The sequence below is a fragment of the Sellimonas catena genome, assembly GCF_027924685.1.
GTDB lineage: Bacteria > Bacillota > Clostridia > Lachnospirales > Lachnospiraceae > Sellimonas > Sellimonas catena.
Window position 1 is genome coordinate 21,649 of sequence record NZ_BSBO01000023.1, and the last position, 23,784, is coordinate 45,432.

Annotated in this window: 24 protein-coding genes and 5 pseudogenes; 21 read left to right on the top strand and 8 right to left on the bottom strand. The window is 51.1% G+C overall.

The features are described from left to right. Positions 1-32: 32 nt before the first annotated feature. The 10 genes from Selli1_RS11325 to Selli1_RS11370 are packed head-to-tail and all read left to right on the top strand — an operon-like array spanning position 33 to position 7,310. Complete coding sequence (locus Selli1_RS11325) at positions 33-716, top strand: class I SAM-dependent methyltransferase (protein ID WP_281844926.1); 684 nt, start codon at positions 33-35, stop codon at positions 714-716. 44 nt (positions 717-760) lie between these two features. Next, positions 761-1,462 (top strand): L-2-amino-thiazoline-4-carboxylic acid hydrolase, encoded by a 702-nt coding sequence (locus Selli1_RS11330; protein WP_281844925.1) that lies wholly within the window; start codon positions 761-763, stop codon positions 1,460-1,462. A gap of 27 nt (positions 1,463-1,489) precedes the next feature. Next, entirely contained in the window at positions 1,490-2,266 is a 777-nt protein-coding gene (locus Selli1_RS11335) for a ZIP family metal transporter (protein WP_281844915.1), read from the top strand. An 8-nt stretch (positions 2,267-2,274) separates the two neighbouring features. After that, entirely contained in the window at positions 2,275-2,772 is a 498-nt protein-coding gene (locus Selli1_RS11340) for a hypothetical protein (protein WP_281844913.1), read from the top strand. Between the two features lie 10 nt (positions 2,773-2,782). Continuing rightward, positions 2,783-3,556, top strand: coding sequence for an alpha/beta fold hydrolase (locus Selli1_RS11345; RefSeq protein WP_281844910.1), 774 nt, complete (start codon positions 2,783-2,785; stop codon positions 3,554-3,556). Between the two features lie 9 nt (positions 3,557-3,565). After that, the gene (locus tag Selli1_RS11350; RefSeq protein ID WP_281844908.1) at positions 3,566-4,408 is read left to right on the top strand and encodes a class I SAM-dependent methyltransferase; all 843 of its coding nucleotides are present in this window, start codon (positions 3,566-3,568) and stop codon (positions 4,406-4,408) included. After that, the gene (locus Selli1_RS11355; protein WP_281844906.1) at positions 4,405-5,331 is read left to right on the top strand and encodes a ketopantoate reductase family protein; all 927 of its coding nucleotides are present in this window, start codon (positions 4,405-4,407) and stop codon (positions 5,329-5,331) included. The genes Selli1_RS11350 and Selli1_RS11355 overlap by 4 nt, the downstream gene beginning before the upstream one ends. Continuing rightward, positions 5,289-5,990, top strand: a complete 702-nt coding sequence (locus tag Selli1_RS11360) for an L-2-amino-thiazoline-4-carboxylic acid hydrolase (RefSeq protein WP_330677565.1) — start codon at positions 5,289-5,291, stop codon at positions 5,988-5,990. The genes Selli1_RS11355 and Selli1_RS11360 overlap by 43 nt, the downstream gene beginning before the upstream one ends. Next, positions 5,987-6,586: an L-2-amino-thiazoline-4-carboxylic acid hydrolase gene (locus Selli1_RS11365; protein ID WP_281844902.1), complete on the top strand. Its 600-nt coding sequence runs from the start codon at positions 5,987-5,989 to the stop codon at positions 6,584-6,586. The genes Selli1_RS11360 and Selli1_RS11365 overlap by 4 nt, the downstream gene beginning before the upstream one ends. A 19-nt stretch (positions 6,587-6,605) precedes the next feature. Continuing rightward, a complete protein-coding gene (locus Selli1_RS11370; RefSeq protein ID WP_281844900.1) occupies positions 6,606-7,310 on the top strand; it encodes a DUF6796 family protein in 705 nt (234 codons plus the stop codon). A 160-nt stretch (positions 7,311-7,470) separates the two neighbouring features. Here Selli1_RS11370 and Selli1_RS11375 read toward each other — a convergent pair whose 3' ends face one another. The 6 genes and pseudogenes from Selli1_RS11375 to Selli1_RS11400 all read right to left on the bottom strand — a co-directional run. Next, positions 7,471-9,204 (bottom strand): ABC transporter ATP-binding protein, encoded by a 1,734-nt coding sequence (locus Selli1_RS11375; protein WP_281844899.1) that lies wholly within the window; start codon positions 9,202-9,204, stop codon positions 7,471-7,473. Beyond that, complete coding sequence (locus Selli1_RS11380; protein WP_281844898.1) at positions 9,204-10,961, bottom strand: ABC transporter ATP-binding protein; 1,758 nt, start codon at positions 10,959-10,961, stop codon at positions 9,204-9,206. Before Selli1_RS11380 ends, Selli1_RS11375 begins: the two co-directional genes overlap by 1 nt. A gap of 21 nt (positions 10,962-10,982) precedes the next feature. Beyond that, complete coding sequence (locus Selli1_RS11385) at positions 10,983-11,558, bottom strand: MptD family putative ECF transporter S component (RefSeq protein ID WP_281844892.1); 576 nt, start codon at positions 11,556-11,558, stop codon at positions 10,983-10,985. Between the two features lie 52 nt (positions 11,559-11,610). Continuing rightward, the gene (locus Selli1_RS11390) at positions 11,611-13,773 is read right to left on the bottom strand and encodes an ATP-binding cassette domain-containing protein (RefSeq protein WP_281844890.1); all 2,163 of its coding nucleotides are present in this window, start codon (positions 13,771-13,773) and stop codon (positions 11,611-11,613) included. Positions 13,774-13,860: 87 nt separating this feature from the next. Further along, entirely contained in the window at positions 13,861-14,469 is a 609-nt protein-coding gene (locus Selli1_RS11395; protein WP_281844889.1) for a TetR/AcrR family transcriptional regulator, read from the bottom strand. Positions 14,470-14,750: 281 nt separating this feature from the next. Next, positions 14,751-15,005, bottom strand: a pseudogene (locus tag Selli1_RS11400) (recombinase family protein); the annotation flags it as partial. Between Selli1_RS11400 and Selli1_RS11405 the strand changes: the two are divergent. The 8 genes and pseudogenes from Selli1_RS11405 to Selli1_RS11435 form a co-directional block, all read left to right on the top strand. After that, a pseudogene (locus Selli1_RS11405) lies at positions 15,004-15,255 on the top strand (tyrosine-type recombinase/integrase); the annotation flags it as partial. The pseudogenes Selli1_RS11400 and Selli1_RS11405 overlap by 2 nt on opposite strands. Positions 15,256-15,271: 16 nt before the next feature. Then, positions 15,272-17,029 (top strand): tyrosine-type recombinase/integrase, encoded by a 1,758-nt coding sequence (locus Selli1_RS11410; RefSeq protein ID WP_281844888.1) that lies wholly within the window; start codon positions 15,272-15,274, stop codon positions 17,027-17,029. Continuing rightward, the gene (locus Selli1_RS18375) at positions 17,019-17,447 is read left to right on the top strand and encodes a hypothetical protein (RefSeq protein WP_330677567.1); all 429 of its coding nucleotides are present in this window, start codon (positions 17,019-17,021) and stop codon (positions 17,445-17,447) included. Before Selli1_RS11410 ends, Selli1_RS18375 begins: the two co-directional genes overlap by 11 nt. 22 nt (positions 17,448-17,469) lie before the next feature. Further along, a complete protein-coding gene (locus Selli1_RS18380; protein WP_330677568.1) occupies positions 17,470-18,201 on the top strand; it encodes a tyrosine-type recombinase/integrase in 732 nt (243 codons plus the stop codon). Continuing rightward, complete coding sequence (locus Selli1_RS11420; RefSeq protein ID WP_281844886.1) at positions 18,176-18,559, top strand: DUF6262 family protein; 384 nt, start codon at positions 18,176-18,178, stop codon at positions 18,557-18,559. Before Selli1_RS18380 ends, Selli1_RS11420 begins: the two co-directional genes overlap by 26 nt. A 250-nt stretch (positions 18,560-18,809) precedes the next feature. Further along, a pseudogene (locus Selli1_RS11425) lies at positions 18,810-19,043 on the top strand (flavodoxin); the annotation flags it as partial. Between the two features lie 23 nt (positions 19,044-19,066). After that, positions 19,067-19,600: a flavodoxin family protein gene (locus tag Selli1_RS11430; RefSeq protein WP_138373605.1), complete on the top strand. Its 534-nt coding sequence runs from the start codon at positions 19,067-19,069 to the stop codon at positions 19,598-19,600. A gap of 32 nt (positions 19,601-19,632) precedes the next feature. Next, positions 19,633-20,679, top strand: a complete 1,047-nt coding sequence (locus tag Selli1_RS11435; RefSeq protein ID WP_281844885.1) for an aldo/keto reductase — start codon at positions 19,633-19,635, stop codon at positions 20,677-20,679. An 85-nt stretch (positions 20,680-20,764) separates the two neighbouring features. Here the strand turns inward: Selli1_RS11435 and Selli1_RS11440 are convergent. Both Selli1_RS11440 and Selli1_RS18560 read right to left on the bottom strand, forming a co-directional pair. After that, a pseudogene (locus Selli1_RS11440) lies at positions 20,765-20,959 on the bottom strand (cyclophilin-like fold protein); the annotation flags it as partial. A 38-nt stretch (positions 20,960-20,997) separates the two neighbouring features. Next, positions 20,998-21,399 (bottom strand): transposase, encoded by a 402-nt coding sequence (locus tag Selli1_RS18560; protein ID WP_281844883.1) that lies wholly within the window; start codon positions 21,397-21,399, stop codon positions 20,998-21,000. A gap of 300 nt (positions 21,400-21,699) precedes the next feature. Here Selli1_RS18560 and Selli1_RS11455 point away from each other — a divergent pair. From Selli1_RS11455 to Selli1_RS11465, 3 genes and pseudogenes are all read left to right on the top strand, one after another. Then, positions 21,700-22,597: pseudogene (locus Selli1_RS11455) on the top strand (IS30 family transposase). A 400-nt stretch (positions 22,598-22,997) separates the two neighbouring features. After that, entirely contained in the window at positions 22,998-23,246 is a 249-nt protein-coding gene (locus Selli1_RS11460; RefSeq protein ID WP_281873045.1) for a hypothetical protein, read from the top strand. Between the two features lie 19 nt (positions 23,247-23,265). Beyond that, positions 23,266-23,703 (top strand): cupin domain-containing protein, encoded by a 438-nt coding sequence (locus Selli1_RS11465; RefSeq protein WP_281873047.1) that lies wholly within the window; start codon positions 23,266-23,268, stop codon positions 23,701-23,703. The last annotated feature ends 81 nt before the right edge of the window (positions 23,704-23,784 follow it).

The following is a 23,784-nucleotide window of genomic DNA, read 5'->3' on the forward strand; positions in this document are numbered from 1 at the left end:
GCGTGTGTTGATTGAAACACGGAGAGAAAACCATGGAACGAAAAGAAGCCATTCGCAGTGCGTACCGAATGACGGGCGGAAACAGTTTTTATGACGGCATGATCACCTGCTCTACCCTGAGTGGGAAAGCGGTGTGCCGCTTGGTGTGGGCAATGAACAAGGCAGAAAACGACGCCTATCTGGAAAAGGCAATGTCCGGTATTCCGGAGCATTTCTCCGGCAAGCTGCTGGAAGTGCCGGTGGGAACAGGGATTCTGACCATGCCGGTTTATCAGACTATGCCGGAGGCGGACATCACTTGCCTCGATTACTCGGCGGATATGATGGGGCAGGCGCAGGAAAAAGCGAACCGACTGAATCTGAACAACATAACCTTTCAGCAGGGCGATGTGGGTGCGCTTTCCTATGCAGACGGCTCTTTTGACATTGTTCTGTCGCTGAACGGCTTTCACGCTTTCCCGGACAAGGAGGCAGCTTATCGGGAGATTTTCCGGGTCTTGAGACCCGGCGGGACATTCTGCGGCTGCTTTTATGTGAAGGGCGAGCACAAGCGGACGGATTGGTTTGTCCGGCACGTTTATGAAAAGGCGGGATTCTTCACGCCGCCCTATGAGACGGTTTCCAGTCTGAAAGCACGGCTGGATGGAATGTATACGGATGTGGACATGGGAAACCTGAAAAGCATGGCATGGTTTGTCTGCCGAAAAGCGGACTAAACGATTTCGTGCGCAAAACAGAAAGCAAGGACGAAAACAAACAGATGAAAGACAAGAAGCTCCTATTCGACCGCAAATGCCATGTGCTGTATTCCCGCCCCTGCAAGAAGGAGATACGGGCGAAGATCGCTCTGCACTATCCTGCAGTAGAGCGGGAGGCGGTTTGGGAAAAAGTACAGCGGCGGTATGCGGAATTTCTCTCCGACTGGCGTACCGATTTGGGCGGCAAGCGGAACTTCCACAACGGCGTAGGCGGCACCTACGACTGCATCGCCATTATGAGCTATTACGCGGTCTGCAAAGCCGTCACATTGTTCCGTGAGATCGAAGAGATGGAGGAAAAACTGATTCTTCCGACTTTCCGCAAGCTGAAATTTGTGGATTGCAACAAGCCGTTCTGGAGGAAGCTGATGTACAAGGCGTTTGTTCGTGCGAAAAGCGGCTGCGACAAATGGCACGATTACGAGATGTCGATTGCGCCTTATGAAACCGACAAGCCTATTTATTATGAATTTACGGCGTGCCCGGCAGCGGAGTTTGCTATCAAGCACGGTCTTACGGATATTATGCCCGCCTTGTGCAATGTGGACTACGCATCTATGGAGCTGCTCCACGCAAGGCTGGTGCGGACGACTACCTGCGTGGATGGCTGCCGATGCGATTATACCATCTGCGGCGATAAAGACCCATACTTAAAGGAACATCCCGAATATCGGGATGAGGCGGGCTTCAGAAGAAACAAATAAAAACGCAATGCAAAGGCGGTGAGACAAATGAAAACCTTTATCGGAATCATGATCCCTTTCTTGGGTACAACACTGGGCTCGGCCTGCGTGTTCTTTATGAAAAAATCCCTTGGCGATCTGGTGCAGCGCTCCCTTGCGGGTTTTGCCGCCGGTGTGATGGTGGCAGCATCCATCTGGAGCTTGCTGATCCCCGCCATTGAGCAGTCGGAGGATATGGGGAAGCTGTCCTTTCTCCCCGCCTTTATCGGCTTTTGGAGCGGCGTGCTGTTTTTGCTCCTGCTTGACCGTTTGATTCCCCATCTTCATGTGGGAAGTGAACAGGCCGAGGGTCCGAAAAGCAAGCTCGGGCGCACCACCATGATGGTGCTGGCTGTTACCTTACATAACATCCCGGAGGGAATGGCAGTCGGCGTGGTGTATGCAGGCTTCCTTTCGGGAAATACGCAAATTACGGCGGCAAGCGCACTTGTCCTGTCCCTTGGCATAGCCATTCAGAATTTTCCCGAGGGCGCGATCATCTCCATGCCGCTCCGGGCGGAGGGGGAACGCAAGGGCCGAGCGTTTCTCGGCGGTGTGCTTTCCGGCGTTGTCGAGCCTATCGGCGCGGTGCTGACGCTTCTCGCGGCGCAGCTTGTGATCCCGGCGCTGCCGTATCTGCTGAGTTTTGCAGCGGGCGCCATGCTCTATGTGGTGGTAGAGGAGTTGATTCCGGAAATGTCGCAGGGGCGGCACTCGAATCTTGGAACGGTGTTCTTTGCGGTAGGCTTCAGCGTGATGATGGTGCTGGATGTGGCGCTGGGATAAGGAAGTAAATGATGATTTTACAGGTGATTTTAGAAGGCATAGGACTTGGTGTTCTGCTCATTTTGGTTTGCGCCATCGGTATCCGCAAGGGCGCGGTGGACATGGTGCATCTTTACAGCCAGGAGGTGCAGGAGCGGTGCGTAACGCTGGGACTTACAACACACGCGAAAATCAAGCGAAACGCCCTGCTGTTCAAAGCCATCTGCGTTCCCGGCTATATTGCCTATGTGCTGGTGTGCGTCTATGCGGTGAACGGTGCGCGGGGTTTTCTTGCGGGCTTCTGGCAGCTGCTGGTCATACTGTCCGTTATGAATCTCATAGACCGATTTTGGGTTGACGGCTATTGGGTAGGACATACGAACGCATGGGAAATTCCGGGAACAGAAGACCTGAAACCCTACATTACAGCCAAGGATAAGGGCAAAAAGTGGCTGTTCGGCACAATTGGTATGGCGGTCATTTCGGCAGCACTGGCGGCGATTATGATGCTTTTTATGGAAAGCTGAGGCGATAGAAATGCTGTTTCAAACATATGGCGACAGGAATCATCCTGCCGTGCTGTTCTTTCATGCTATGGGCGTGACAGGCGCAAGCAGCGAACCGGTTGTGAAATATTTGCAGGATCGGTATTTCTGCATTCTGCCCACCTCCACCGTTTACTGCGAGGGGCAGAAATATGTCAGCAAGCTGGACGAAATACGGCAGGTGGAGGACTTCCTGCATCGACAGGGCGTGGAGCGGCTGGCGATGGTGGTCGCTTCTTCTATCGGCGCAGACCTTGCCATGGCGTTTTTGACAAGCACGAAGCTGCCCATTGGACACGTTTTCTTCGATGGCGGGCAATTTGCGCAAATCGGAAAAGGTACGCGCCGCATGATGACACCGTTTTTGTATCTGGCCATCAAGGGTCTGTATTGGTCAAAGGGCGGCACACTGAAAAAGATTTTGTGGTGTGACGATGACTCCATAAAGCCGTATTTTATAGCCGCAGGCGAAAATCTGACCTATACAAATCTGCGGCGGCAGATTTCGAACAGCCTGGAGGATAAACCCTTTCCGCCGCTTTCAAAAGAATTGCAAAAACATACCTATTTCGAGTTTGGCAGTATAGAAGATCATTTCAAATACCGTCAAGCAGTGATGGAAGCCTACCCCTGCGGCCATTATCCCGTGTTTGAGGGATACGATCACATGCAATATCAGATTCGCGATCCAAAGGGGTTCGCCGAAATGCTGGCACACATCGCCAAGCGTGACTGTATGCCGGAACTGCCATTTATCAGAAAGTGAGTGATACCCGTGAAATACAAAATCGAGAAAAACACCGTACAGGAAACGCTGATCATTCCTCTGTATGCGCGGAAGATCTGCTCAGAACTATACCCGAATCTCTACCGGGACGAAACAGCGGTTCGCCTGATTGACAAGATCGACTACGATTTTTCAGAGGCGGAGAAAAACTCCCGCAGCCTGATGCAGCGTTTCGGTTCACTGGAGGTGGCCATGCGGCAGAATGACCTTGCTTTTGAGGTGCGGGAGTATCTGAAATCTCACCCCAATGCGGCGGTGGTCAATCTGGGCTGCGGGCTGGACAGCACTGGAAGAAGCTGCGACAACGGCAGCTGTAAAATTTACAATCTGGACTTTCCCGATGTCATAGCCGTGCGTAACGAGCTTTTGCCCGCCGGGGAGCGTGAGGAAAATATCCCCTGCGATTTGAATAATACTGAGTGGTTTGCAAAAATCGATGCATCGGGCGGTGCGGTGTTCTTTGCCTCCGGGGTGTTCTACTACTTTTTGACGGAGCAGGTCAAGGCGCTGGTACAGCAAATGGCAGACGCTTTTCCGGGCAGCGTGCTAGTGTTTGACACTGCAAATCGGGCGGCGGTGAAGATGATTGCAAAAACATGGCTCAAGAGTGCGAAGATCAGGGATGTGGGCGCGTATTTCGCGGTTTCCGACGCTCCCAAAGAGATCGGTGCGTGGGACAGCCGTTTGCAGGTCTCCAGCCGGGGCTATATGCTGGGCTACACCGATTTGAAAGACCCATCCGTCAGCGGCTTTTTCCGTTTTCTCGCCAGGGTCGGTGACGGAATGATGAAGATGCAGATTGTAAAGATCAGATTTGGAGGCAAGCAATGAAAATTCTGGTATATGGTGCAGGTGTTTTAGGGTGCAATCTGGCAAGGAATCTGTTTCACGCCGGAAAGGATGTGACCCTGCTTGCCCGGGGAAACTGGGCAGAGGAAATCAGGAAGAACGGACTGCGGATCAAGGATCAATTCTCCCTCCGCACATCGGTCAGCCGCATTCCGGTGGTGACCACGCTTGCACCGGATGCAGCATACGATGTGATTTTTGTGGTTCTGCGCTATACACAGTTGGATTCCGTTCTGGACACGCTACGAACGAACCGGACGAAGAACATCGTTTTTGTGGGTAACAATGTGCAGGCAAGAGCGCTGGCGGCGGCACTGCCGGAGAAAAATGTCTTGTTTGCCTTTGCGCTCTCTGCCGGGCATCGGGAACCTGACCGGGTCGTTTCTATCGACCTGAAAAAAATCACCATTGGGCAGCTGCGTGGGGCGGTCTCCAATGCGGAACTGATCGGAGAGATTTTCGGCGGTACCAAATACAAGGTCGTCTATGAGCCGAATATGGAGGACTATCTGCTCTGCCATGCGGCCTTTGTGATGCCTGCGGCCTTCGCCTGCTATAAAACAGACGGCGACCTGAAAAAGCTTAGGAGAAATACGGTGTACCTTGGACGGGTGATCGATGCCAATATTGAAGGCTACCGTGCCATACGCAATGCGGGACACGACATTTTGCCAAAGACGGATGCAGACTTTGAGAGCGAAAAGTACCGCAAGGCCTGTCTGCGCTTCTTTAAACTCATGTGCGCCACCTCACTGGGCAAACTATGTGCCTCCGACCACGCCATGAACGCCATAGACGAAATGAGCGCCCTGAATCGGGATATCAAGCAGTTCTTTGATGAGAACGGCGCGGCTTATCCCGTGTGGCAGGCGCTGGAGGCGGAGGCCGGGAGATACTTACGATGAAATACGCCGGAATGCCTTTCGGAATGTGGACGCTGTTTGCGCCGTCCTTCCGAAACCAGCTGACAGCGGTCTTCGGCTACGGTACGAATACGGCAAAAGCCATCACAAAAAAAGCAAAGCCGAAATACAGGGAGATCATCTCCGAGCTGCCTGAATTTGAAAAAGGCGACCGGTTCAAGATGAACCTCGTCAACTGCGCGATGATCGGTGCGTTTATTCTCTCCATGCCGGAGCGCCCGGATGTGGAGCGGCTGACAGAGTATTATGCAAAATCCATGATGACAAAGCCGCTGAAATGGTTTTGCCGCAAGAGCGGAAAAAACAAGTTTACCCCCAAAGATATTTCCGGCATGAAGGCGACCGCCACCTTGAAAGCCGCCGACCGCAACCCATATTCGTGGAACATGGAGTTTTACGAATATCCCGACGGCAGCGGCTACGAGGGACGCTTCACCAAATGCGGCATCTGCGTGCTAATGAAAAAGCTGGGGCTATATGACCTCACTCCCGCGCTGTGCCGTCTGGACTACACCATGAGCGAGGCGGGCGGCGTGACCGACTTTGTGCGGCAGTACACTCTCGCCTCCGGCGGCCCATACTGCGACTGCGGGTATAAAAAGAAGGGCTTCGTGAAAGCTGGGACGGAGGCAGGACGATGAAGGAAACCTATCTCTCCCGTGATTTTCGGGAGACTGCGGCACAGTGCTTTCCCTCGCAGGCCAAGGAGCTTAATGCATTTTTTGATGCGCGGTTGAGTGTGCTGCTGGCTGAAAATGCAGATGCAAGCAAGGAGAAGCAATACCACCTCAAACGGCAGATATTACCGGGCATTGCGGCCTACGAAACCTTGCAGCGGGTCATGCCGAAAGAGGAGGCTCTGCAAACCGTTCATGGCTATGTGGAGGAGCTGGCGAGAACGAGCCACAAACAGCTTGCAGCCCCGCTGCACATACCGGGGCTTTACCGCCTTGTCCCCGGCGTTTTTGTCAAATCCACACGGAGCGTTTTCGGCCAGGCGGCGGGCTTTGACTCAAAGGAGCTGCAGGTCGGCAACGGTATATGGCGTGTGGATATGATGAAATGTCCATATCATGACACCTGCGTGGCATACGGATGTCCTGAGCTGTGCTGCTGCTTTTGCGACAGCGACGACATCAGCTACACCGGTCTTCATCCGAAGCTCATTTGGCATCGAACAAAAACGCTGGGGCGCGGCGATGCCCGCTGCGACTTTTGCATGAAGATCATGAAATAGGGGCGCAGGAGTGAAGAAAATGAAGAAAGAAAAATCAAAACAGTTCATCCACTGGTGCACTCTTGGTGCAATCGGTGGGATATTTATGGCTGCCGGGGACTGGCTGCTGGGGTGCATTCCACTTCAGCAAACCGACACTGGCCTTTTCAACAGAGCCTATTATCTGTCCGGCTCTTATGGGCTGTGGAAGCCTGTGCTTACTGTTGGGCTGGGAGCGGTCGGCGGCTTTCTCTATTACTTCGTAGTAAAAGCGCTGAATGCGGACATTGATACAAAGTACAGAAAAACAAAGATCATTCAGTATCTGTGCGGAATTTTCACCGTTGCGGTGGCGCTGACTATCCACACTTGGGTGGCTACCATGGCGTGGTTCACCACCTATCTGGGCCCGCGCATCGGAGAAGAAGCTGCCATCACAGCGGTCACAGCCTATCAGGATGACATGCTCCCCGCAATCCTCTCCATGTATGTTCCGATGCTATTGGTTTTCGGCATCCATTTCGTGATGCTGCTTGCCGGTAAAACCCGGTATCCCAGATGGATACTCGCTTTCCATCCGGTCACATGGAACATTCTGCTGGTTGCTGTTCCTGATATTGCACAGGCCATGCAGGTGCCGACAGCCACATGGATGTCCGTAATGAGCCAGAGCAGTACCAATACCGCCACCGTGATCTGGTGCATCGCGGCTGCGGTTTATGAGAAGAAGCGTATACAGGAATGACAAATATGCGGACACGTACCGCTGCCCAAACTGATGTCCTTACACTGTGAGCGACGGCTAATCACTTCATCACCGGAGTCAGAAAACAAACTGAGCGTAAAAGAACTCGTATCGGCAAAGTGCTGATACGAGTTCTTTTCTATCCTATAGACAGAAGTTGTCAGACCTTCCACCCGGCAGCCTGCTTGCGCTCCACTAAAAAACGGCGGTAGAGGCCGTCCGCGGCCACCAGCTCGTCGTGGGTGCCTTGCTGGACGATCTCACCGTGATCGACCACAAAAATTTGGTCGGCATGGCGCACGGTTTTCAGCCGGTGGGCAATCATGATGACCGTCTTATCGTGGGTCAGCGCCGAGACAGCCTCCATCAGCTCCTTTTCGTTCTCCGGGTCTACGTTGGCTGTGGCTTCGTCAAGAATGATGACAGGTGCGTCCTTCATAATCGCCCGGGCGATGGAGATGCGCTGCCGCTCGCCGCCGGAAAGGGTCGCGCCGCCCTCACCGATAACAGTTTCAAAGCCGTCCGGCATCGCCATGATAAAGTCGTAGCACCGGGCTTTTTTCGCTGCGGCCTGCACCTCCTCCATGGAGGCGTCGGGCTTGCCGAAGCGGATATTGTTGGCAATGGTGTCCGAGAACAGATAAACCCGCTGAAACACGAAGGAGAAATTGCGGATGAGGCTGTCGTAGCTGTATTCCCGCACATCGTGTCCGCCGAGGCGCACGCTGCCGGACTGCACATCCCAGAACCGCGCCATGAGATTGCACAGAGTGGTCTTGCCGCTGCCAGAGGGACCGACGATGGCGACAGTCGTTTTCTCCGGAATGGTCAGGGATACATCGTGCAGAATGGGCTTGCTGCCGTAGGAGAAATCTACATGGTGAAGTTCAATGTCCTCCCGATCCGGCGTCAAGTTATCGCCATCGATGTCCATAGGTTCTACGTTCAAAATGGCGTTCGCCTTGTCTACGCCGATGTCGATGGAGCGGAACAGAGCCGAAAAGCTCCCGGCAGAATCCAGCTGCTCAAAGAGGATAAAGGAGCAGATGAGCATCAAAAGGCAGTTTGTCAGCTCCATGGTACCGCCGAAGTAAAAGACGATGGCAGCGGTGCAGACGGCAACGCCGGTGAGCTTGTTGACGATGAACTGCCCCAGCATATAGAGCACCGACGGGATCTCCATGGCAAAGGATGTCTTCCGAGCATCCTCCACCGCCCTGTGTACCTGCGTTGCAGAGTCGTGGGTCAGGTCAAAATTCTTGACCTCGGCGATGCCCTGCACATATTCCAACACCTTGGAGACAAGCCGCTCGTCGGCATTGAACTTCCGCTGGGAAAGGGCCTGCTCCGCCCGCTGCATGGCGGCGTTGACGGCGAAGAACAGCAGAAGTCCCGCCAGCGTAATAAGCCCCATACGCCAGTCAAAGAGGAACATCATCACCGCGATGATGCCGGAAGTCAGGAACCCCCTCGTTGTGACCATGACCACCCGTGTGGCAATGTTGGACATGTTCTCCATGGTGTTTGTGGTGACGGAGGTGACCTCGCCGAGACTGTTGTCGTTGAACCAGCCCATAGGCAGATACCGTAGATGCTCCGCAATCTCAATCCGCTTGTTGGCGCAGGCGCGGTAGCCTGCACGGGTCTGGAGCATGGTGGCCTTCATGTTGATGGCGATGGTCACAATCAGAGAAGCGACGATGGTTCCAAGGCTCGTCCAGAGTGTCGCCATGGTGACATTCTTTTGCAGCAGCGCCTGAATGACAATGGCAGCGGCAGGAATACGCATGGCGGAGCAGATGGCGCTGACCACGCCCAGCCAGATGGATGCCATAAACAGCCTGCGGTTGTCCACCCCGCAGAAGGCAAAAAATTTTTTCAGTGTCTTGAGCATTACGCCACCTCCCCGTCGTCTTTAACGCTGATGTGGGCTTCCCACATGGTTTGATAAAGCGGGCAGGAAGCAAGCAGCTCCGCCTGTGTGCCGGTGGCTTCGATCTTGCCTTGATTGACAACAATGATCTGATCGGCATTGGCGATGGTAGACAGCCGGTGGGCGATGACCAGCAGCGTCTTGCCCCGCACCAGCCTTGCCAGTGCCGACTGGATGACCGCCTCGTTTTCCGGGTCAGTGTAGGAAGTAGCCTCATCTAAAATGACGATGGGCGCGTTCTTCAGCATGGCACGGGCAATGGAGATACGCTGCCGTTCGCCGCCGGAGAGGTGTCCGCCGGATGCACCGCATACGGTCTGATAGCCGTTCTCCAGCCCCATTATGAACTCGTGGCAGCCGCATTTCTTCGCGGCGTCAATGACCTCCGCATCGGTCGCACCCTTTTTGCCCATGCGGAGGTTGTCTATAACCGAAAGGTCAAAGAGGTAGTTGTCCTGCGACACATAGGAGATGCACTTCGTGTACTCCGCCAGCGGAAGTGTACGGATGTCCACGCCGCCCAGCTCGATAGAGCCGTCCTTCACGTCCCAAAGGGAGGCGATGAGACGGGCGATGGTGGATTTTCCGCTGCCGGAAGGCCCGACCAATGCATTGACCGTCCCCGGGGCGATGCGCAGATTGATTCCGTGCAGTACCTCCTTGTCGTGATAGGCAAAGCGGACATCCTTCAGTTGGATGGCGTTGTCGGCCGGCAGCTTTTCCGCGCTTTCCGGGCGCTGCATGTCCTCGCCGGACAGCACCTCCGCCACCTCGCCCACGATGGTCTTGACCTGTACAATGTCGTCGGTGTAGGAGAAGGCGGTGATCAGCGGCTGCATAACGCCGAAGGACAGAACGATAACCGTCAGGAACGTCTCTGCCGACAGAGTGCCATGCATATAAAGAACGCAGCCCACCGGTAAAATACCCAGCAGCGTAGAGGGAAATATCGCCATGCCCGCCACCTGCCCGAAGAGGCTGCCCCGCATCCAGTCGATGAAGCAGTCTGCCCCTTCCTTTGCAGCAGAGACAAACTTTGCGTAGCTGGTTTTGGACTGACCGAAGGCCTTGATGACCTCAATACCGCTGATGTATTCCACAGCCGTGTCGTTCAGCGCCTTTGTCGCGGTGACCGTGCGCTGAAACTTCTCGTGATAGCCGCTGAACATGGACATAAAGCAGATAATGCCCAGCGGCACGACGATCAGCATGGAAAGCCCCATGCGCCAGTCCTCCATGAACAGCAGCACCAGCACCGCCAGCGCACCGACGATGTTGGCAGTCATCTCCGGCAGCAAATGGGCAAGGGTGGTTTCAATGGAGTCCACGCGCTCGACGATAATGTTCTTATAGGAGCCGGAGGAATGGTCCAGCACCGTGCCAAGGGGCAGCGTCGTCAGCTTATCCAGCAGCCGTGTGCGGGTATTGGCCAACACATGGAAGGTGGCGTGATGGGAGAGGGACGTGGACACGCTGTGCAGCACATAGCGCAGCACCCAGAAGCCCGCCATCCACGCGCAGAGCGTCAGGCAGTACGTCAGCTCCGCCGTGCCGTTTACCAGTGCGGTGATGAGTCGAATGATGATGAAATACGGAATAAGCGAGCAGGCGACGCCCAGCAGCGCCGTAAGGACGCTCAAAGCGTACTCGCCGTACCGCCCTTTTGCCAGCTCTGCCAGCCACGAGGCGGCAGAGCGCTTTGGCTCAATTTCTTTCATGGTGAACTCCTTTCGGCTGCATTACGCAGCAAGATGCTTTTTCACGATCCGCTTGCCGATCATTGCGCCGATAAAGGCCGCCACGATCACACCGGCCACCAGCGCCACAGACACCCAGGACTGCAGCATCTGGGATGCGGCAAGGATGGCGTCCTGACGGCCATCGGTGACCATCTGATCCGCCATAGCCTTGGCTGCGATGGCGTAGGGAATGATAGTGCTGCCGAATGCGGCCAGCACCTGATTGATGATATAACTGACGGTCAGCGCCTTCGCATTGCCGTAGCCCATCTTCCACAGCAGCAGCTCGGCAATGACACCGGAGAGAATAAAGAGGATGATGTACGGCAGGTATCCGCCCATAATGGCACGGACGATACTGTAAATCAGGATCGCACCGGGCTTTTTCACCTTCGTACCGATGATGAAGTAGACGATGCCCTCCAGCAGGGCGAAAAATACCGGCATCAGAATGATGGTAATGGGCGTTGCGTACAGGACGGAGCTGGCGAAGAAAATGACCACATTGATCAGAGCCAGCAGGACAACGGTGATGATGTCCTTGACTTTCAGTTTATTGGGGTTTGCAGTACTCATGGTAAAGACTCCTTTTTGAATGAAATATGGTTGAACGTCGCAGAGACGGCGATCACAGGATAAGGCCGGCGGCGATCGATGCTGCCAGCAGGACGCAGAACACAACATCCCACGCAGAAAACCGAAGCGACAGATAGTTGCTTTTGCGGCGGGTTAAGTCGATGCCCCGTGTTTCGGCGGAGGCAGACAGCGTCTCGGCGATGCGGATAACGCGCAAAGCCATCGGCACGGTCAGTATTTCGATATAGGATGACAGTGCTCGCAGTTTCTGAAGCGGCGATGTGAACACGCCCCGGGTGCGGATGGATTGCCGCAGCAGCTTCATATCCCCGGACAACACCGGGAAAAAGCGGAAGATCACTGCCACGATCATGATAAATCGCTCCGGCAGGTGCAGATTGCGCAGCGCTGCCAGGGTGCGGCTGGCTTCATTTCGTCCAATCAGCGTCCGCATGGAAATGCCGATGGCGATGATGCGCGGGAACAGCACTAACATAAAGGAAAACACCGTGCCCGGCAGCAGAGCGTTTGCCGCCCACAGCAGCCCAAAGCTCATCCCGCCTGCCAGCGCCGTTCCGAACCAGCCGTCCGATGCGGTCAGCAGGATCAGTGCCGCATATGCGGCATAAACTAAGTGGTTGTTGGACATGGAGATCACGACCAGCAGGGCCAGCCAGTAAAGCAGCTTCGTCGCCGGGTGGAATCGTTCTTTATGCTGTTTTTTCGCCGGAGCATCGGAAGGATGAAAGCCCTCCATATATCGCTGGGCTGCTTGCAAATCTCGTTCCGAATGAACGGGTAATTCTATTTCTGCATGCCCATCCGACAGCCCAATGCAGCGGTCACACGCACCTGCAATTAGCTCAGGGTCGTGGGTGATGATAAGAACAGTCTTTTCCTTCCGCATCTCCCGGATCAGTTCCGCGCACCGCTCCAGACTTTCCGCGTCCTGTCCTGCTGTCGGCTCGTCCAGTATGACGATTGGCTTGTCGGATAAATACGCCATCATCAGCGTCAGACGCTGCATCTGCCCGCCAGAGAGGGAGAAGGGATGCCGGTCGCGGCAGTCCCACATATCCATGCGTTTGAGAAGCGCATCCGTCTTCTGCTCAAATTTCGGCGTAACCTTGTGTCCATATTGCAGCTCGTGCAAGACGGAGCCTGTGAAGAACTGGAACTCCACCTCCTGTAGGATGAACAGCACTTGCTTTTGCAGCTGCTTTAGATTTTTCGGCTTTCCGAAAAGCATTATCCTGCCGCCGGAGGGGCGGTAAAGCCCTGCGATCAGCTTACCGATGGTCGTTTTGCCGCAGCCGTTTGCGCCCACAAGGCCGACGATCTCATGCTCATGGACGGAAAAGCTGACACCAGAGAGGGTATCTCCGGCCTTCCTGCCGTATGTATAGCGGACATCTGAGACGGCAAGCGCCGTCGGCGCGGTTTTCGGCAGCAGCTCTTTCTCCGGCACGGTGATCTCCGCAAGGTCGAGCGTGCGCAAAGAAAGTGTTTGTCTCCGCTCCGCCGAGAACGCCTTTGTCTCTGCGGCAGTGTATTTTCCTTTGATCTCGCCGTCTGCCATGACCCAATATTCATCGGCAATATCCGCAAGATAATAGAGTCGATGCTCACTGAGCAGCAGCGTTTTGCCCTGCTTTTTCAGGGCAAGCAGAATCTCTTTTAACTGCTGCGTGGCTGCGAAGTCCAGATTGGCCGTGGGCTCGTCCAGCAGAAAAATATCTGTGTCCATTGCCCACGCGGACAAGATGGAGATGAGCTGTCGTTCACCGCTGGACAACTCGTAGACATTGCGATCCTTCAGCCGCTCCAGATGAAAGATCCGGAAGGCCTCATCTACCCGCCGTCGGATTTTATCTTGCGGCAGACCGTGATTTTCAAGACCGAAGGCCACTTCATTGGAACTGTTCACGGTAAAAAACTGACTTCGCGGATCCTGAAATACCGATGCTGCCAGCTCACCGATCTCGCCGATACGCATCCCGGCGGTGTCCTGCCCGTTCAGGCGGCAGAAGCCCTTCAGCTCTCCCTCGTAAAATTGTGGGATTAGTCCGTTGATGCACCGCAGCAGCGTGGATTTTCCGCATCCGCTGCCTCCGCAGAGCACCACGCAGCGTCCCGCCGGGATGCCGCCGCCGACCTGTCGGAGGATGGGCAGCTTTGCCTCCGCATATTGGAATTCAAATTCAAAATCTATCATCGCAAACTCTTTTCTTATTAGTTAGCCGTCTCTAACCAACAGTCGTAAGAAACGGACGGATGGACCGTCCGAATCAACTTTTCGGATTTATTGCAAGGTATCGCATAGCTGCCGCCAGCCAGCGTTGGTGAAATCAAGGACTGTCTGTAAGCAGGTAAGCATTCTGCCTTCCTCCATATGCTGATCCAGCAGCTGGCGGAAGTACCAGAACTGTGAGCCCATCAAAAGACGTATCGCATCGGCATTTGGCACTTTTCCATAGATATGTGAAAAGAACTCTACCGTTTGTTCCGCTTTACGGTTCATCAGTTCATGCAGCACGGTTTCAATGGAGCTGCCATCGCTGCGGCAGAAAAATAAAGTGCAGTCGTCATGGTGATCGGTCAGGAGCCGAAAATATACTTGTTCCTCGGCGTTTATAGCGCGGAGGATATCTTCCGGTTGTGCGCTGAACTTTGCTTTTTCGTATTCTTCCGCAACGGGGGTAAAGAGAACCTGCATCGTCTCAAAAAAATCCTGAAGCAGACTGGCAAACAATGTGTCTTTGTTTTTGTACCTTGTGTAGATCGCTCCTGTGGTGACACCGGCTTTTTTGGCGATCTTGTGCAGAGAGGCTTTCTGAAAGCCGTAAGCAAGAAATTCCGAATAAGCAGCCTGAATGATCCCATCATCCAGGGAGTGATCCCTATTGGCCATGTGTTGACCTCCCCAAATTACGATAACGGCATAATCGATAACGACGTTATTATAACATCTGTTTCACTGTTTGTCAATGAGAAGCCTGAAATGAAACAACAACAAATCTCGTCTATTTTTGGTTTTTTCTTTCATAAAAACCAACCAAACAGAGGCCTGTCCTCATCCGTTAGATTGTTTTCAGTAAAATGAAAGTATCACAAAAGGTCCCCAAAAGTAAGCATCCCAAACAGCATAAAAATGAGCCATTGTCAGCACCTGAAATAACCGCTACCATTAGTTTCTACGCCTTTTTCTTTCAGCTTGCGGATGGTAACCAGACTGTCAACCGTGTTTCGGGCGAAGCGGCTGACCGACTTTGTGACGATGAGGTCGATTTTACCGGACATGGCATCGGCGATCATTTCATTAAAGCCGATGCGATGTTTGGTGTTCGTGCCGGAAATGCCCTCGTCGGTGTAAACCTTAACAAACTCCCATTCGGGATTGCGTTTGATGTATTGCGTGTAGTAATCCACCTGTGCCTCGTAGCTGGTCTATGACATGCTGAACCGGATGGAGAAAAAGACAGGGATCGACCTGACTCCCCATATGCTCCGGCGGTACTTTGCCAATATACGCCGGAAAGACGGATGGCGGCTGGAGCTGATCCAGCAGGCATTGGGGCATAAGCATCTGAATACGACCATACGCTATCTGAACATCATGGATGACGAGCTGATCGAAGCCAGCCAGGAATTCTACGCCAAGCATTCCGCTCTGTATGGTGTGAAAGAACTTTTATAAGGGGAGGTGATAGGAGATGCCTGCCTACGCAATACGGGAATGGCGTCAGGAAGAAAAGCCCAAAGCGTTACCGGAAAAGATTGTTGAAACCATCGATTCCTGCGAAGATGTGACCAAGGCCGCCAAAAACAGGCTGAAGAAGTTCCTAACGGAAATGGAGATTCAGGATATCTTGGAGATGGACTATCCTCTGCGTCAAATATATCAGAACTATCTGTTCTCCACCTGTCAGATCCAATCGGCTGACCGTTATCTCCTTGCGTATGACAGGACAAAACAGGCGGATATCCGTAGACGGATGAAAACCCTGGCGGGAAAGAATCAATGCCGGTGGCGGCTGGAAGAAACCATCCTGTTCCTTCCCTATCATCCGGATCAGGAGCTGGCGATGGAACTGGATTCCGTCAGGAACCGCCCCAATATGGTCTGGGATTTCACAAAACCATGTGCATGGCATGTCAAGGAACAGATTTTTACAACGCTGAATGAAATCCTTGCCATTACGAAAAATTCGACCAAACGGAGACAGCGGCTGACCGGATTACAGTATCTGTACGACTTCTGTACCGAGCAGGAGATCCAGGACATTGAAGATATGGATCTGGCACAGGAGCAGATGTTCGATGCTTATCTGGACGAACACACTTCCAGCGAATCCTACAAATGCCAGATGCTTGCGATCCTGAATTTATGCCGGAGAACAGTCTTCCTGCACAATGAACAGATCAACTGGCAGGCGAATATCTGGTACCTGGATGGATTGGGAATTGCAGAGCATCGGCTGAATCGGAGCAGTTCAGTGGTCAGTGTGTCCTTTACAGAGATCAGCCACAGAGAAAACCGCAGATACGCCAAGGAATATATGAAATATCAGATCGGCGTTACCGGTCAGGCTATCGGCACGATAACGACAAGATACTGCTTGCTGGAGCGTTTCCTCATACGCTTATCGGAACAAAGTCAGGATGCCGCAAGCTGTACGACAAAACAGATTGAAGATTACCTCGATGAATTACAGGGAAGCGGGATTTCCGCAAAATCCTTCAACGCATATATATCCGGGCTGAATCATTTCTTCCGGTTTCTCATCGCCCGAAGCTATCGGAAAACGATGCCGTTTCAGCCGGAGTTCTATCAGAAAAAAGTCGTCGTCAAGCATCATGACCGAAGTGTGTCGCCGGAGGTTTGCGAGGAAGTGTTAGGAAAGCTGCATCTGCTCCCGGAACATCTTCGCTGTATGTATCTCCATCTCTGGTGCTTGGGCCTGAGGATCAGCGAGGTATGCACCCTAAAGGGAAATGCTTACTATCGCCAGAACCACGATACCTGGATTCAGGTGTATCAGGTAAAAATGAAGAATTATAAGCGGATTCCCATAGCAGAGGGCCTGTACCGGATCATGAAAATTTATATCAAAACCCACCAGATTGGGCAGGATGATTACCTGTTTACCAACAAAAACGGAGGCCCGTACCGGAGCCTGACTTTCCGCCAGCAGATGAAAAAGTTCTGCGAAGACCATGAGATTGACGGTGGAGATTACCTCTTCCAGTCCCATGATTACCGCCATACAGTAGCGACAATGCTGTATGACAACGGTGTATCCATTCAGGGAGTACGGGATTACCTGGGGCATGATTATCTGGAAATGACAGAGCAATATATTGACTACATGCCCAAAAAGATCGCAAAAGAGAATGTAGGATTTTTTCAGAAGCCGGAGCATAAGCTGGCGGCTGGCCTGAAAAGGAAAGGAGGCAGAGATGGAAAATAGACTGTACTATTGGGAATTGGCATGCTATGAAACCTCCGGAAATCTGCCGCAAAGAGCCATTGGAAAAAGTAATTTCATTGACCTTTCCCTTCTCCCAAAAGAAACCATGCGGGAAGAATACAGACGCTACTTCCTGTACAGGAGCGGCCAGGTGTCGCTGAACACCATCTGCCATGAAAAAGCATATTACAAACAGGTGTGCCAAGCCCTTCAATTGCGAAAAAACATACCTGACAGCTTCCTCGGCTGGCAGCCATCCAAATGGATCGAACTGTTAAAGATATGGATGCTGCAGAATGGTATCCCATTTTATAAAGAGAAGGAAACTTTGTATGGAACGATAAGCCGGACGGATGCTCCTGTGCTTCAGCACCTGAAACGCTTCCTGCGGTTCATCCAGCAGAGGAAACAGCGATGACATTCTGAAACTGAGGGCAGTATTGGAAAGTGTCGGCAAACTATATGGATACAGCCATCTGGAATCCTTATTCATCAACACAGATATTCCGCCGGAAGTGCAGCCGGTATTCCGAGCTTATTCCGATGAGGAGCTGAAGCGGTTGAACGCCCATATTACAAAGCTGGATGTCCAGTTGGCACGATGCATGGTCATCCACCAAATGCTTGGTACGCGAATCTCTGATACGCTGACACTGCATACAGACTGCCTGTCAAAAAGAAACGGTCTGGATATTATCCGGATTGATCAGGTGAAAACACGAACCTTTGAAAAGCCTATCAGTGCAGAATTAGCAATGCTGATTCAGAAAGCCATCGATTGTACTTACGATCAGTATGGTAAAACCGAGTATATCTTCGTGGACGCCAAAGATCCCTGCCGTCCACTTCAATATACAACCATAAAGCATAAGGTACTGCGGTTGATCAAAAGTGAAGACCTACGGGATGATGAAGGGAAACTGTTTAAATTCAGCTCCCATATGTTCCGGCGGTCTTACGGAGTTAAACTGACAGAACTGCATTTGGATGACTGGACGATAGCAAAACTCCTGGGGCATAAAAACATAAGCGCAGTAAAGCATTACAGAAAAATGAGCAACCAGCTCCTTGCTGAAGAAACCCGAAAGGCACGGGAGCAACAGACCAGAATCCTGCTGGCAAATTTAGATGGATGGGGTGAAGAATATGAACAAATACGACAGGATGATTGAAATGAACCGGGAACGAAGCGATGAAAAGATTGCTGCGGCGAAACAGGCAATCCGCAAACTGTTAGATCAGGGAGAGCGGGTATCGGTTCCGCAGCTCGTAAAGATGACAGGAGCTTCCAGAGGATTCTTCTATAAGAATCCCATTGTGAGGGCCGAAATTGACCGGGCTATGGAACAGCAGGCCGGAACCATCAATCCACGCAGAGGTATCCTAGACAAAGCAATGGAAGGACGGATCGATCTCCTTCAGGAAGAAATTTTCCGGCTCCGGCAGGAAAATCAGGCGCTCCGTGATGAAAACCAAAGACTTCAGAAAATCATTAGCAAGAAAAGCCGGAGTGAATTCCGAAGCTTGTAAATAACAAAATATAGGAAAATACATAGAGACAGCGGATCAAACAGCCGCTGTCTCTTATCATTCGCAAAACGTATGGAAAAGCATTAAACATAGGTATTTGTATAAACAGGTGAGCCAGAGTACAATGTAAATAGGAAAGGTCGGAGCAATATGCTACTAAAAAAGAACAGAAAACACACTTGTGTAAGCCGTTAAGCCCAGTGTTTTCAAGGGCTGGAGAGGACGGGCTACATTTTAATATCCGAACTGGTGGTACGGCGTACCGATGGCACTTCTGACATTTCTGGAAGAAAACGATCTGTCCGGAAAACAGGTGTATCTGTTCTGCTCCCACGGAACCGGAGGGCTTGCAGACAGCGTAGAGATTATTTCGGAAGCCGTTCCGGAAGCGGAAATTTCGGATGATATTTTTGACTGTTACGAAGAAGATGCCTCATCTTCTCAGGAGGAGATTCAAAGCTGGGCAGCCGGACTTGGCTATTAAAAAAGAGAATGGAGGAAACACAGATGAAGATTGTTGTACTGGAAGGAAGTCCGAATAAGAACGGTTCATCCAACATGCTGGCAGAGCAGTTTATCAAAGGTGCTCTGGAAACCGGGCATCAGGTGGAGGTGATCGATGCAGCACGTGCAAAGATCCATCCTTGTACCGGATGCATTCACTGCGGTTATGACGGACCGTGTATTCAAAAGGATGAAATGGAGCAGATCCGTGAAAGCATTCTCGGAGCAGACATGATGGTATTCGTCACACCGCTCTATTATTACGGCATGTCAGCACAATTAAAAATACTGATCGACCGTTTCTGTGCATTTAACGGAAGCATCCAGAGAAAACAAATGAAATCAGCAGTGATCTCAGCGGCATGGAACAGCGACAGCTGGACCTTTGATGCATTGAAAGCACATTATGACACGCTGGTACGCTACCTGAATCTGGAAGATCTGGGGGCCGTTTACGGGAAAGGATGCGGAACGCCGTCCATGACAGCGCGGTCCAAATATATGAAACTGGCATATGATCTTGGACGATCCATATAAGGATATTTAATATGAATGAGGAGGAATCAGTCATGAAATATACGAAATTAGGAAATTCTGATCTGCAGGTGTCACGCATCTGCATGGGCTGTATGGGATTCGGTGATGCAAAGAACGGACAGCACAGCTGGACTCTGGACGAGGAGCACTCAAGAGAAATTATCAAAAAAGGACTGGATCTGGGTGTGAATTTTTATGATACTGCGATCGGTTATCAGAGCGGGACGAGTGAACAGTACGTGGGACGGGCGCTGAAAGATTTCGCGAAGCGGGACGAGGTCGTCGTGGCAACGAAATTTCTCCCGCGGACAGAGGAAGAAATCGCACAGGGAATCACCGGGCAGCAGCATATTGAACGGATGATCAACACCAGTCTTTCCAATCTGGGCATGGATTATGTCGATCTGTATATTTACCATATGTGGGATTATCAGACTCCGCTTTATGATATTATGGATGGTCTGAACCGCATTGTGAAAGCGGGAAAAGCACGTTATATCGGCATTTCCAACTGCTTCGCATGGCAGCTTGCCAAGGCAAACGCGCTGGCAGAAAAAGAAGGATTTGCAAAATTTGTATCGATCCAGGGACATTATAATCTGATTTTCCGTGAGGAAGAAAGAGAGATGGCAAAGCTCTGCGAGGAGGACAATATCGCCATGACACCGTACAGCGCTCTGGCAGGCGGAAGGCTCTCCAGACATCCGGGCGAGACATCAAAGCGTCTGGAAGAAGACAGCTATGCAAGGCTGAAATATGATGCTACCTCCGCTCAGGACGCAGTCATCATTGACCGTGTGGCAGAACTTGCAGATAAAAGAGGGGTCAGCATGACGGAAGTTTCTCTGGCCTGGCTTTTAACGAAAGTAACTGCTCCAGTTGTCGGCGCAACGAAACTCCACCACATTGAAGGGGCCGCAAAAGCAGTAGATCTGGTGCTTGCAGAAGAAGAAATCAACTGGCTGGAAGAACCTTATGTACCGCACCGCCTGGTCGGTGTGATGGCGCAGAATACAAAGTCTGCGGCAAAAGAAAGTCATGTATGGTCTACAGGTAATCAGGAGATCGAGACAGAATAGAAAAATTACAAATCTTTTTACGGACAAAGGAGCCGCTGCATCAGTTGCAGCGACTCTTATAAAATCGTGCGTTCGCTCTTTCCGGTTATTCCGTGCCGGAACCGGATTCTGCTTCCTGTCCATCCTGCGTACCGGCAGTAATTTCCAGTGTTCCGCTCATACTTTCGATCAGCTCTTCGCCGGAAACAGCCTGGCCAAGTTCATACAGACCACCTGCGGCCCCAAAGTCATCATAAAACATAACGACATCGCCCCACGGCTCATAGTAAGCAAGGGTACCGGCACCTGCATCCGCTAGCGGAGTACCTGAGGTGTGAACTACTCACGACTAAAGTCGCGAGCTTCCGATATAGTTTGAACCGACGTTTTTAAGTGACGGCTCACTTGTAAAGGTATTTCCTGCTTCATTTGCCTGATGCCTGCCTTTTGGGCGGGTCTTATTCTGGCTCTCTGTACCGGACTTCCGGAAACAGTCTGCGCTATACGCAGTGCAGGCTTTGTGGGCTTTCCACGGCTCCCACGGTTCCCCGAGGTACCACGATCTTTGTTTACGGGTTCCATAGTTTCCAAAAGGTGCCGTTTTGTTTCAGCTGCAACCATCCCGACAAGTACGGGTTTCCGGTATTTTGTCACCCAAACAATATGATATTGTAAAAGATACACGTATCCCCTACCATGTGTAACGTTGGTATGTTCTGCAAAAATATAGTTTTTATCCATATTTAAAGTATACCATATACAGGTAAAAAAGAACAAACGTTCTGCTTGATTTGATTTAAAAAAGGACGGCTTACTCACGACTAAAGTCACGAGTGTGCACCGTCTATTTCATCAAATACCTATATATAATGCTTTGCCATAGCTTGCACGAGGTTAATTGAAAAATTAATTGCAACATAGGTTGTTGCAGTTAGAATTACAAGGCATATGGGCCATGAAGTTGCAGTTGTAACTTCATGGTTTCTTTTTGCCTTTTTTCCAGTATACTATCCTTGTCCTGTCTTCGGATTGGAGGTAACCATGAGTAATAAACACCTTACATATGATGACAGGCTTACTATCCAGGCAGGTCTGCAGCAGGGATTGAAGATCGCACAGATCGCCAAAAACATTGGAAAGGATCGGTCTACTGTTGGCAGAGAGATCAAAGCACACAGGAGACTGGTCTCCACTTCCAAAGGTAACAACTTATTCCTATATTGACGCAGGTCTTCTGGATGCCAGAAATATAGACCTGAGAAGGAAACTACGCAGGCCGGAACGTAAAAAGAGCGGTCCGGTTCTCAGGGTAGATCGAAAATGCCATATCGGACGCAGCTATGAAGAATGCGAAGAATATATGCGCCAGAATCCAGATGCCATAGTCAGCCAGATGGACAGTGTGGTTATACACAAAGGCGGCCAGACACTGCTGACAATCTTGTTTACCAACTGTGACGTACAGCTCATGTTCCTAAGAGAGCGCAACACAGCGGGATCAGTAACAGAAATATTCTGCCGGCTGAGGGAAGCACTTGGAGATGAGAAGTTCCGGATGCTTTTTCAGGTTATTATTACCGATCGGGGAAGCGAATTCAGCGATCCTGAAAAAATCGAAGCAGATATGGAGACCGGAGAGATCCAGTGCCGCGTATTCTATTGTGACCCGATGAATACAAATCAGAAGAGCAACTGTGAACGGAACCATGAATTGATCCGTTATATCATACCTAAAAATCATGCAAAGGATGAATATACGGAAGAAGAGATCAGGGAAATGATGAACCACATCAATTCCTATCCGCGAAAAAAGTGGAACGGACAGGCTCCTATAGATCTTTTTATCAAGATCTACGGCCAGGAGACTGCGAACCTCCTGGGCCTTGAAAAGATCCCATCCGATTCCATAACCCTTACACCGGCTTTGTTTAAGAAGTAAACCGGAATTTTAGAGAAGACAGGACACGGTAAAAAAGGTAACACAAACAGGGTGCATTTACAACTTCTGCGAAAAGTAAAAAATGCAGTCTGTGTTTTGTCATGTCTTCCTTTAAGAAATTTTACAAGGAAAATCGAAAAAAGGCAATCCAAAGCCAGAAAAACAGCTTAAAACTGTTGCAATTACTCATGATATTATGCAGTTACAACTTCATAAAGTTTTCAATGTGAAGTTACAACTTCAATGTTGCAGTAAGGATTTCAATTAACCATAGCTTGCACGAATGATAGAATGTATAATCAAAAGCTATGTCCCATTATAATGAATAGGTATTTGCTATTGTGGCGGCAGAAGACTATACTGATATCAGAAACAGAATTAGAGATAGGAGTGAAGCACTGTGAGGAAACAGGTTCATTCACCACCGGACAGCGAAGCGGTAATTCAGAACCTGATCGATGCCGGGTGTGATGACAAATTGGTAGAAGAATTTCTCTCACTGGAAGAATCCGGCCAGACCGGAAAACAGCTGACATTACTGTCAAAGCACCGTCAGAAGCTGCTGAACCGGGTGCATGTGGAAGAAAGACGGATCTACTGTCTCGATTATCTTGTATATGAAATTCAAAAACAGCAGAAGAAAAATTAGTTCTGCAGGAGGTATCAGTATGAAAACAATGAACGAAGAAGTATTCAGCAAAGAAAACGTATTTGGAAAAGGACAGGCAAACACAGCCTACGCACAGTATTTTATCGGAGAATCTTTCCTGAATCCACTGACTTCAGCAGGCTCTCCGGCAGTTGGACTTGCGAATGTCACATTTGAACCGGGATGCCGGAATAACTGGCATATCCACCATGCTGACAAGGGCGGCGGACAGATTCTGATCTGCACAGCAGGAGAAGGATGGTATCAGGAAGAAGGAAAAGAAGCAGTCAGCCTGGTACCGGGTACTGTTATCACCATTCCGGCAAACGTAAAACACTGGCATGGAGCAAAGGCAGACAGCTGGTTCAGCCATATAGCAATGGATGTACCGGGAGAAAATGCTCAGAATGAGTGGTGCGAACCTGTAACAGATGAAGAGTACGCAAAACTCGGCTAATAAAACGAAGTAAAGAACTTTAGAAACAAATAAAAAGCTGTGAATGGCCCGAAATGGGATTCACAGCTTTTCCTTCTTGTA

What these genes read in the sequence shown, in the direction of transcription:
- Selli1_RS11325 (WP_281844926.1), top strand. Translation starts at nt 33, where the DNA reads ATGGAACGAAAAGAAGCCATTCGCAGTGCGTACCGAATGACGGGCGGA.
- Selli1_RS11330 (WP_281844925.1), top strand. Translation starts at nt 761, where the DNA reads ATGAAAGACAAGAAGCTCCTATTCGACCGCAAATGCCATGTGCTGTAT.
- Selli1_RS11335 (WP_281844915.1), top strand. Translation starts at nt 1,490, where the DNA reads ATGAAAACCTTTATCGGAATCATGATCCCTTTCTTGGGTACAACACTG.
- Selli1_RS11340 (WP_281844913.1), top strand. Translation starts at nt 2,275, where the DNA reads ATGATGATTTTACAGGTGATTTTAGAAGGCATAGGACTTGGTGTTCTG.
- Selli1_RS11345 (WP_281844910.1), top strand. Translation starts at nt 2,783, where the DNA reads ATGCTGTTTCAAACATATGGCGACAGGAATCATCCTGCCGTGCTGTTC.
- Selli1_RS11355 (WP_281844906.1), top strand. Translation starts at nt 4,405, where the DNA reads ATGAAAATTCTGGTATATGGTGCAGGTGTTTTAGGGTGCAATCTGGCA.
- Selli1_RS11365 (WP_281844902.1), top strand. Translation starts at nt 5,987, where the DNA reads ATGAAGGAAACCTATCTCTCCCGTGATTTTCGGGAGACTGCGGCACAG.
- Selli1_RS11370 (WP_281844900.1), top strand. Translation starts at nt 6,606, where the DNA reads ATGAAGAAAGAAAAATCAAAACAGTTCATCCACTGGTGCACTCTTGGT.
- Selli1_RS11375 (WP_281844899.1), bottom strand. Translation starts at nt 9,204, where the DNA reads ATGCTCAAGACACTGAAAAAATTTTTTGCCTTCTGCGGGGTGGACAAC.
- Selli1_RS11380 (WP_281844898.1), bottom strand. Translation starts at nt 10,961, where the DNA reads ATGAAAGAAATTGAGCCAAAGCGCTCTGCCGCCTCGTGGCTGGCAGAG.
- Selli1_RS11385 (WP_281844892.1), bottom strand. Translation starts at nt 11,558, where the DNA reads ATGAGTACTGCAAACCCCAATAAACTGAAAGTCAAGGACATCATCACC.
- Selli1_RS11390 (WP_281844890.1), bottom strand. Translation starts at nt 13,773, where the DNA reads ATGATAGATTTTGAATTTGAATTCCAATATGCGGAGGCAAAGCTGCCC.
- Selli1_RS11395 (WP_281844889.1), bottom strand. Translation starts at nt 14,469, where the DNA reads ATGGCCAATAGGGATCACTCCCTGGATGATGGGATCATTCAGGCTGCT.
- Selli1_RS11410 (WP_281844888.1), top strand. Translation starts at nt 15,272, where the DNA reads ATGCCTGCCTACGCAATACGGGAATGGCGTCAGGAAGAAAAGCCCAAA.
- Selli1_RS18375 (WP_330677567.1), top strand. Translation starts at nt 17,019, where the DNA reads ATGGAAAATAGACTGTACTATTGGGAATTGGCATGCTATGAAACCTCC.
- Selli1_RS11420 (WP_281844886.1), top strand. Translation starts at nt 18,176, where the DNA reads ATGAACAAATACGACAGGATGATTGAAATGAACCGGGAACGAAGCGAT.
- Selli1_RS11430 (WP_138373605.1), top strand. Translation starts at nt 19,067, where the DNA reads ATGAAGATTGTTGTACTGGAAGGAAGTCCGAATAAGAACGGTTCATCC.
- Selli1_RS11435 (WP_281844885.1), top strand. Translation starts at nt 19,633, where the DNA reads ATGAAATATACGAAATTAGGAAATTCTGATCTGCAGGTGTCACGCATC.
- Selli1_RS18560 (WP_281844883.1), bottom strand. Translation starts at nt 21,399, where the DNA reads ATGGATAAAAACTATATTTTTGCAGAACATACCAACGTTACACATGGT.
- Selli1_RS11465 (WP_281873047.1), top strand. Translation starts at nt 23,266, where the DNA reads ATGAAAACAATGAACGAAGAAGTATTCAGCAAAGAAAACGTATTTGGA.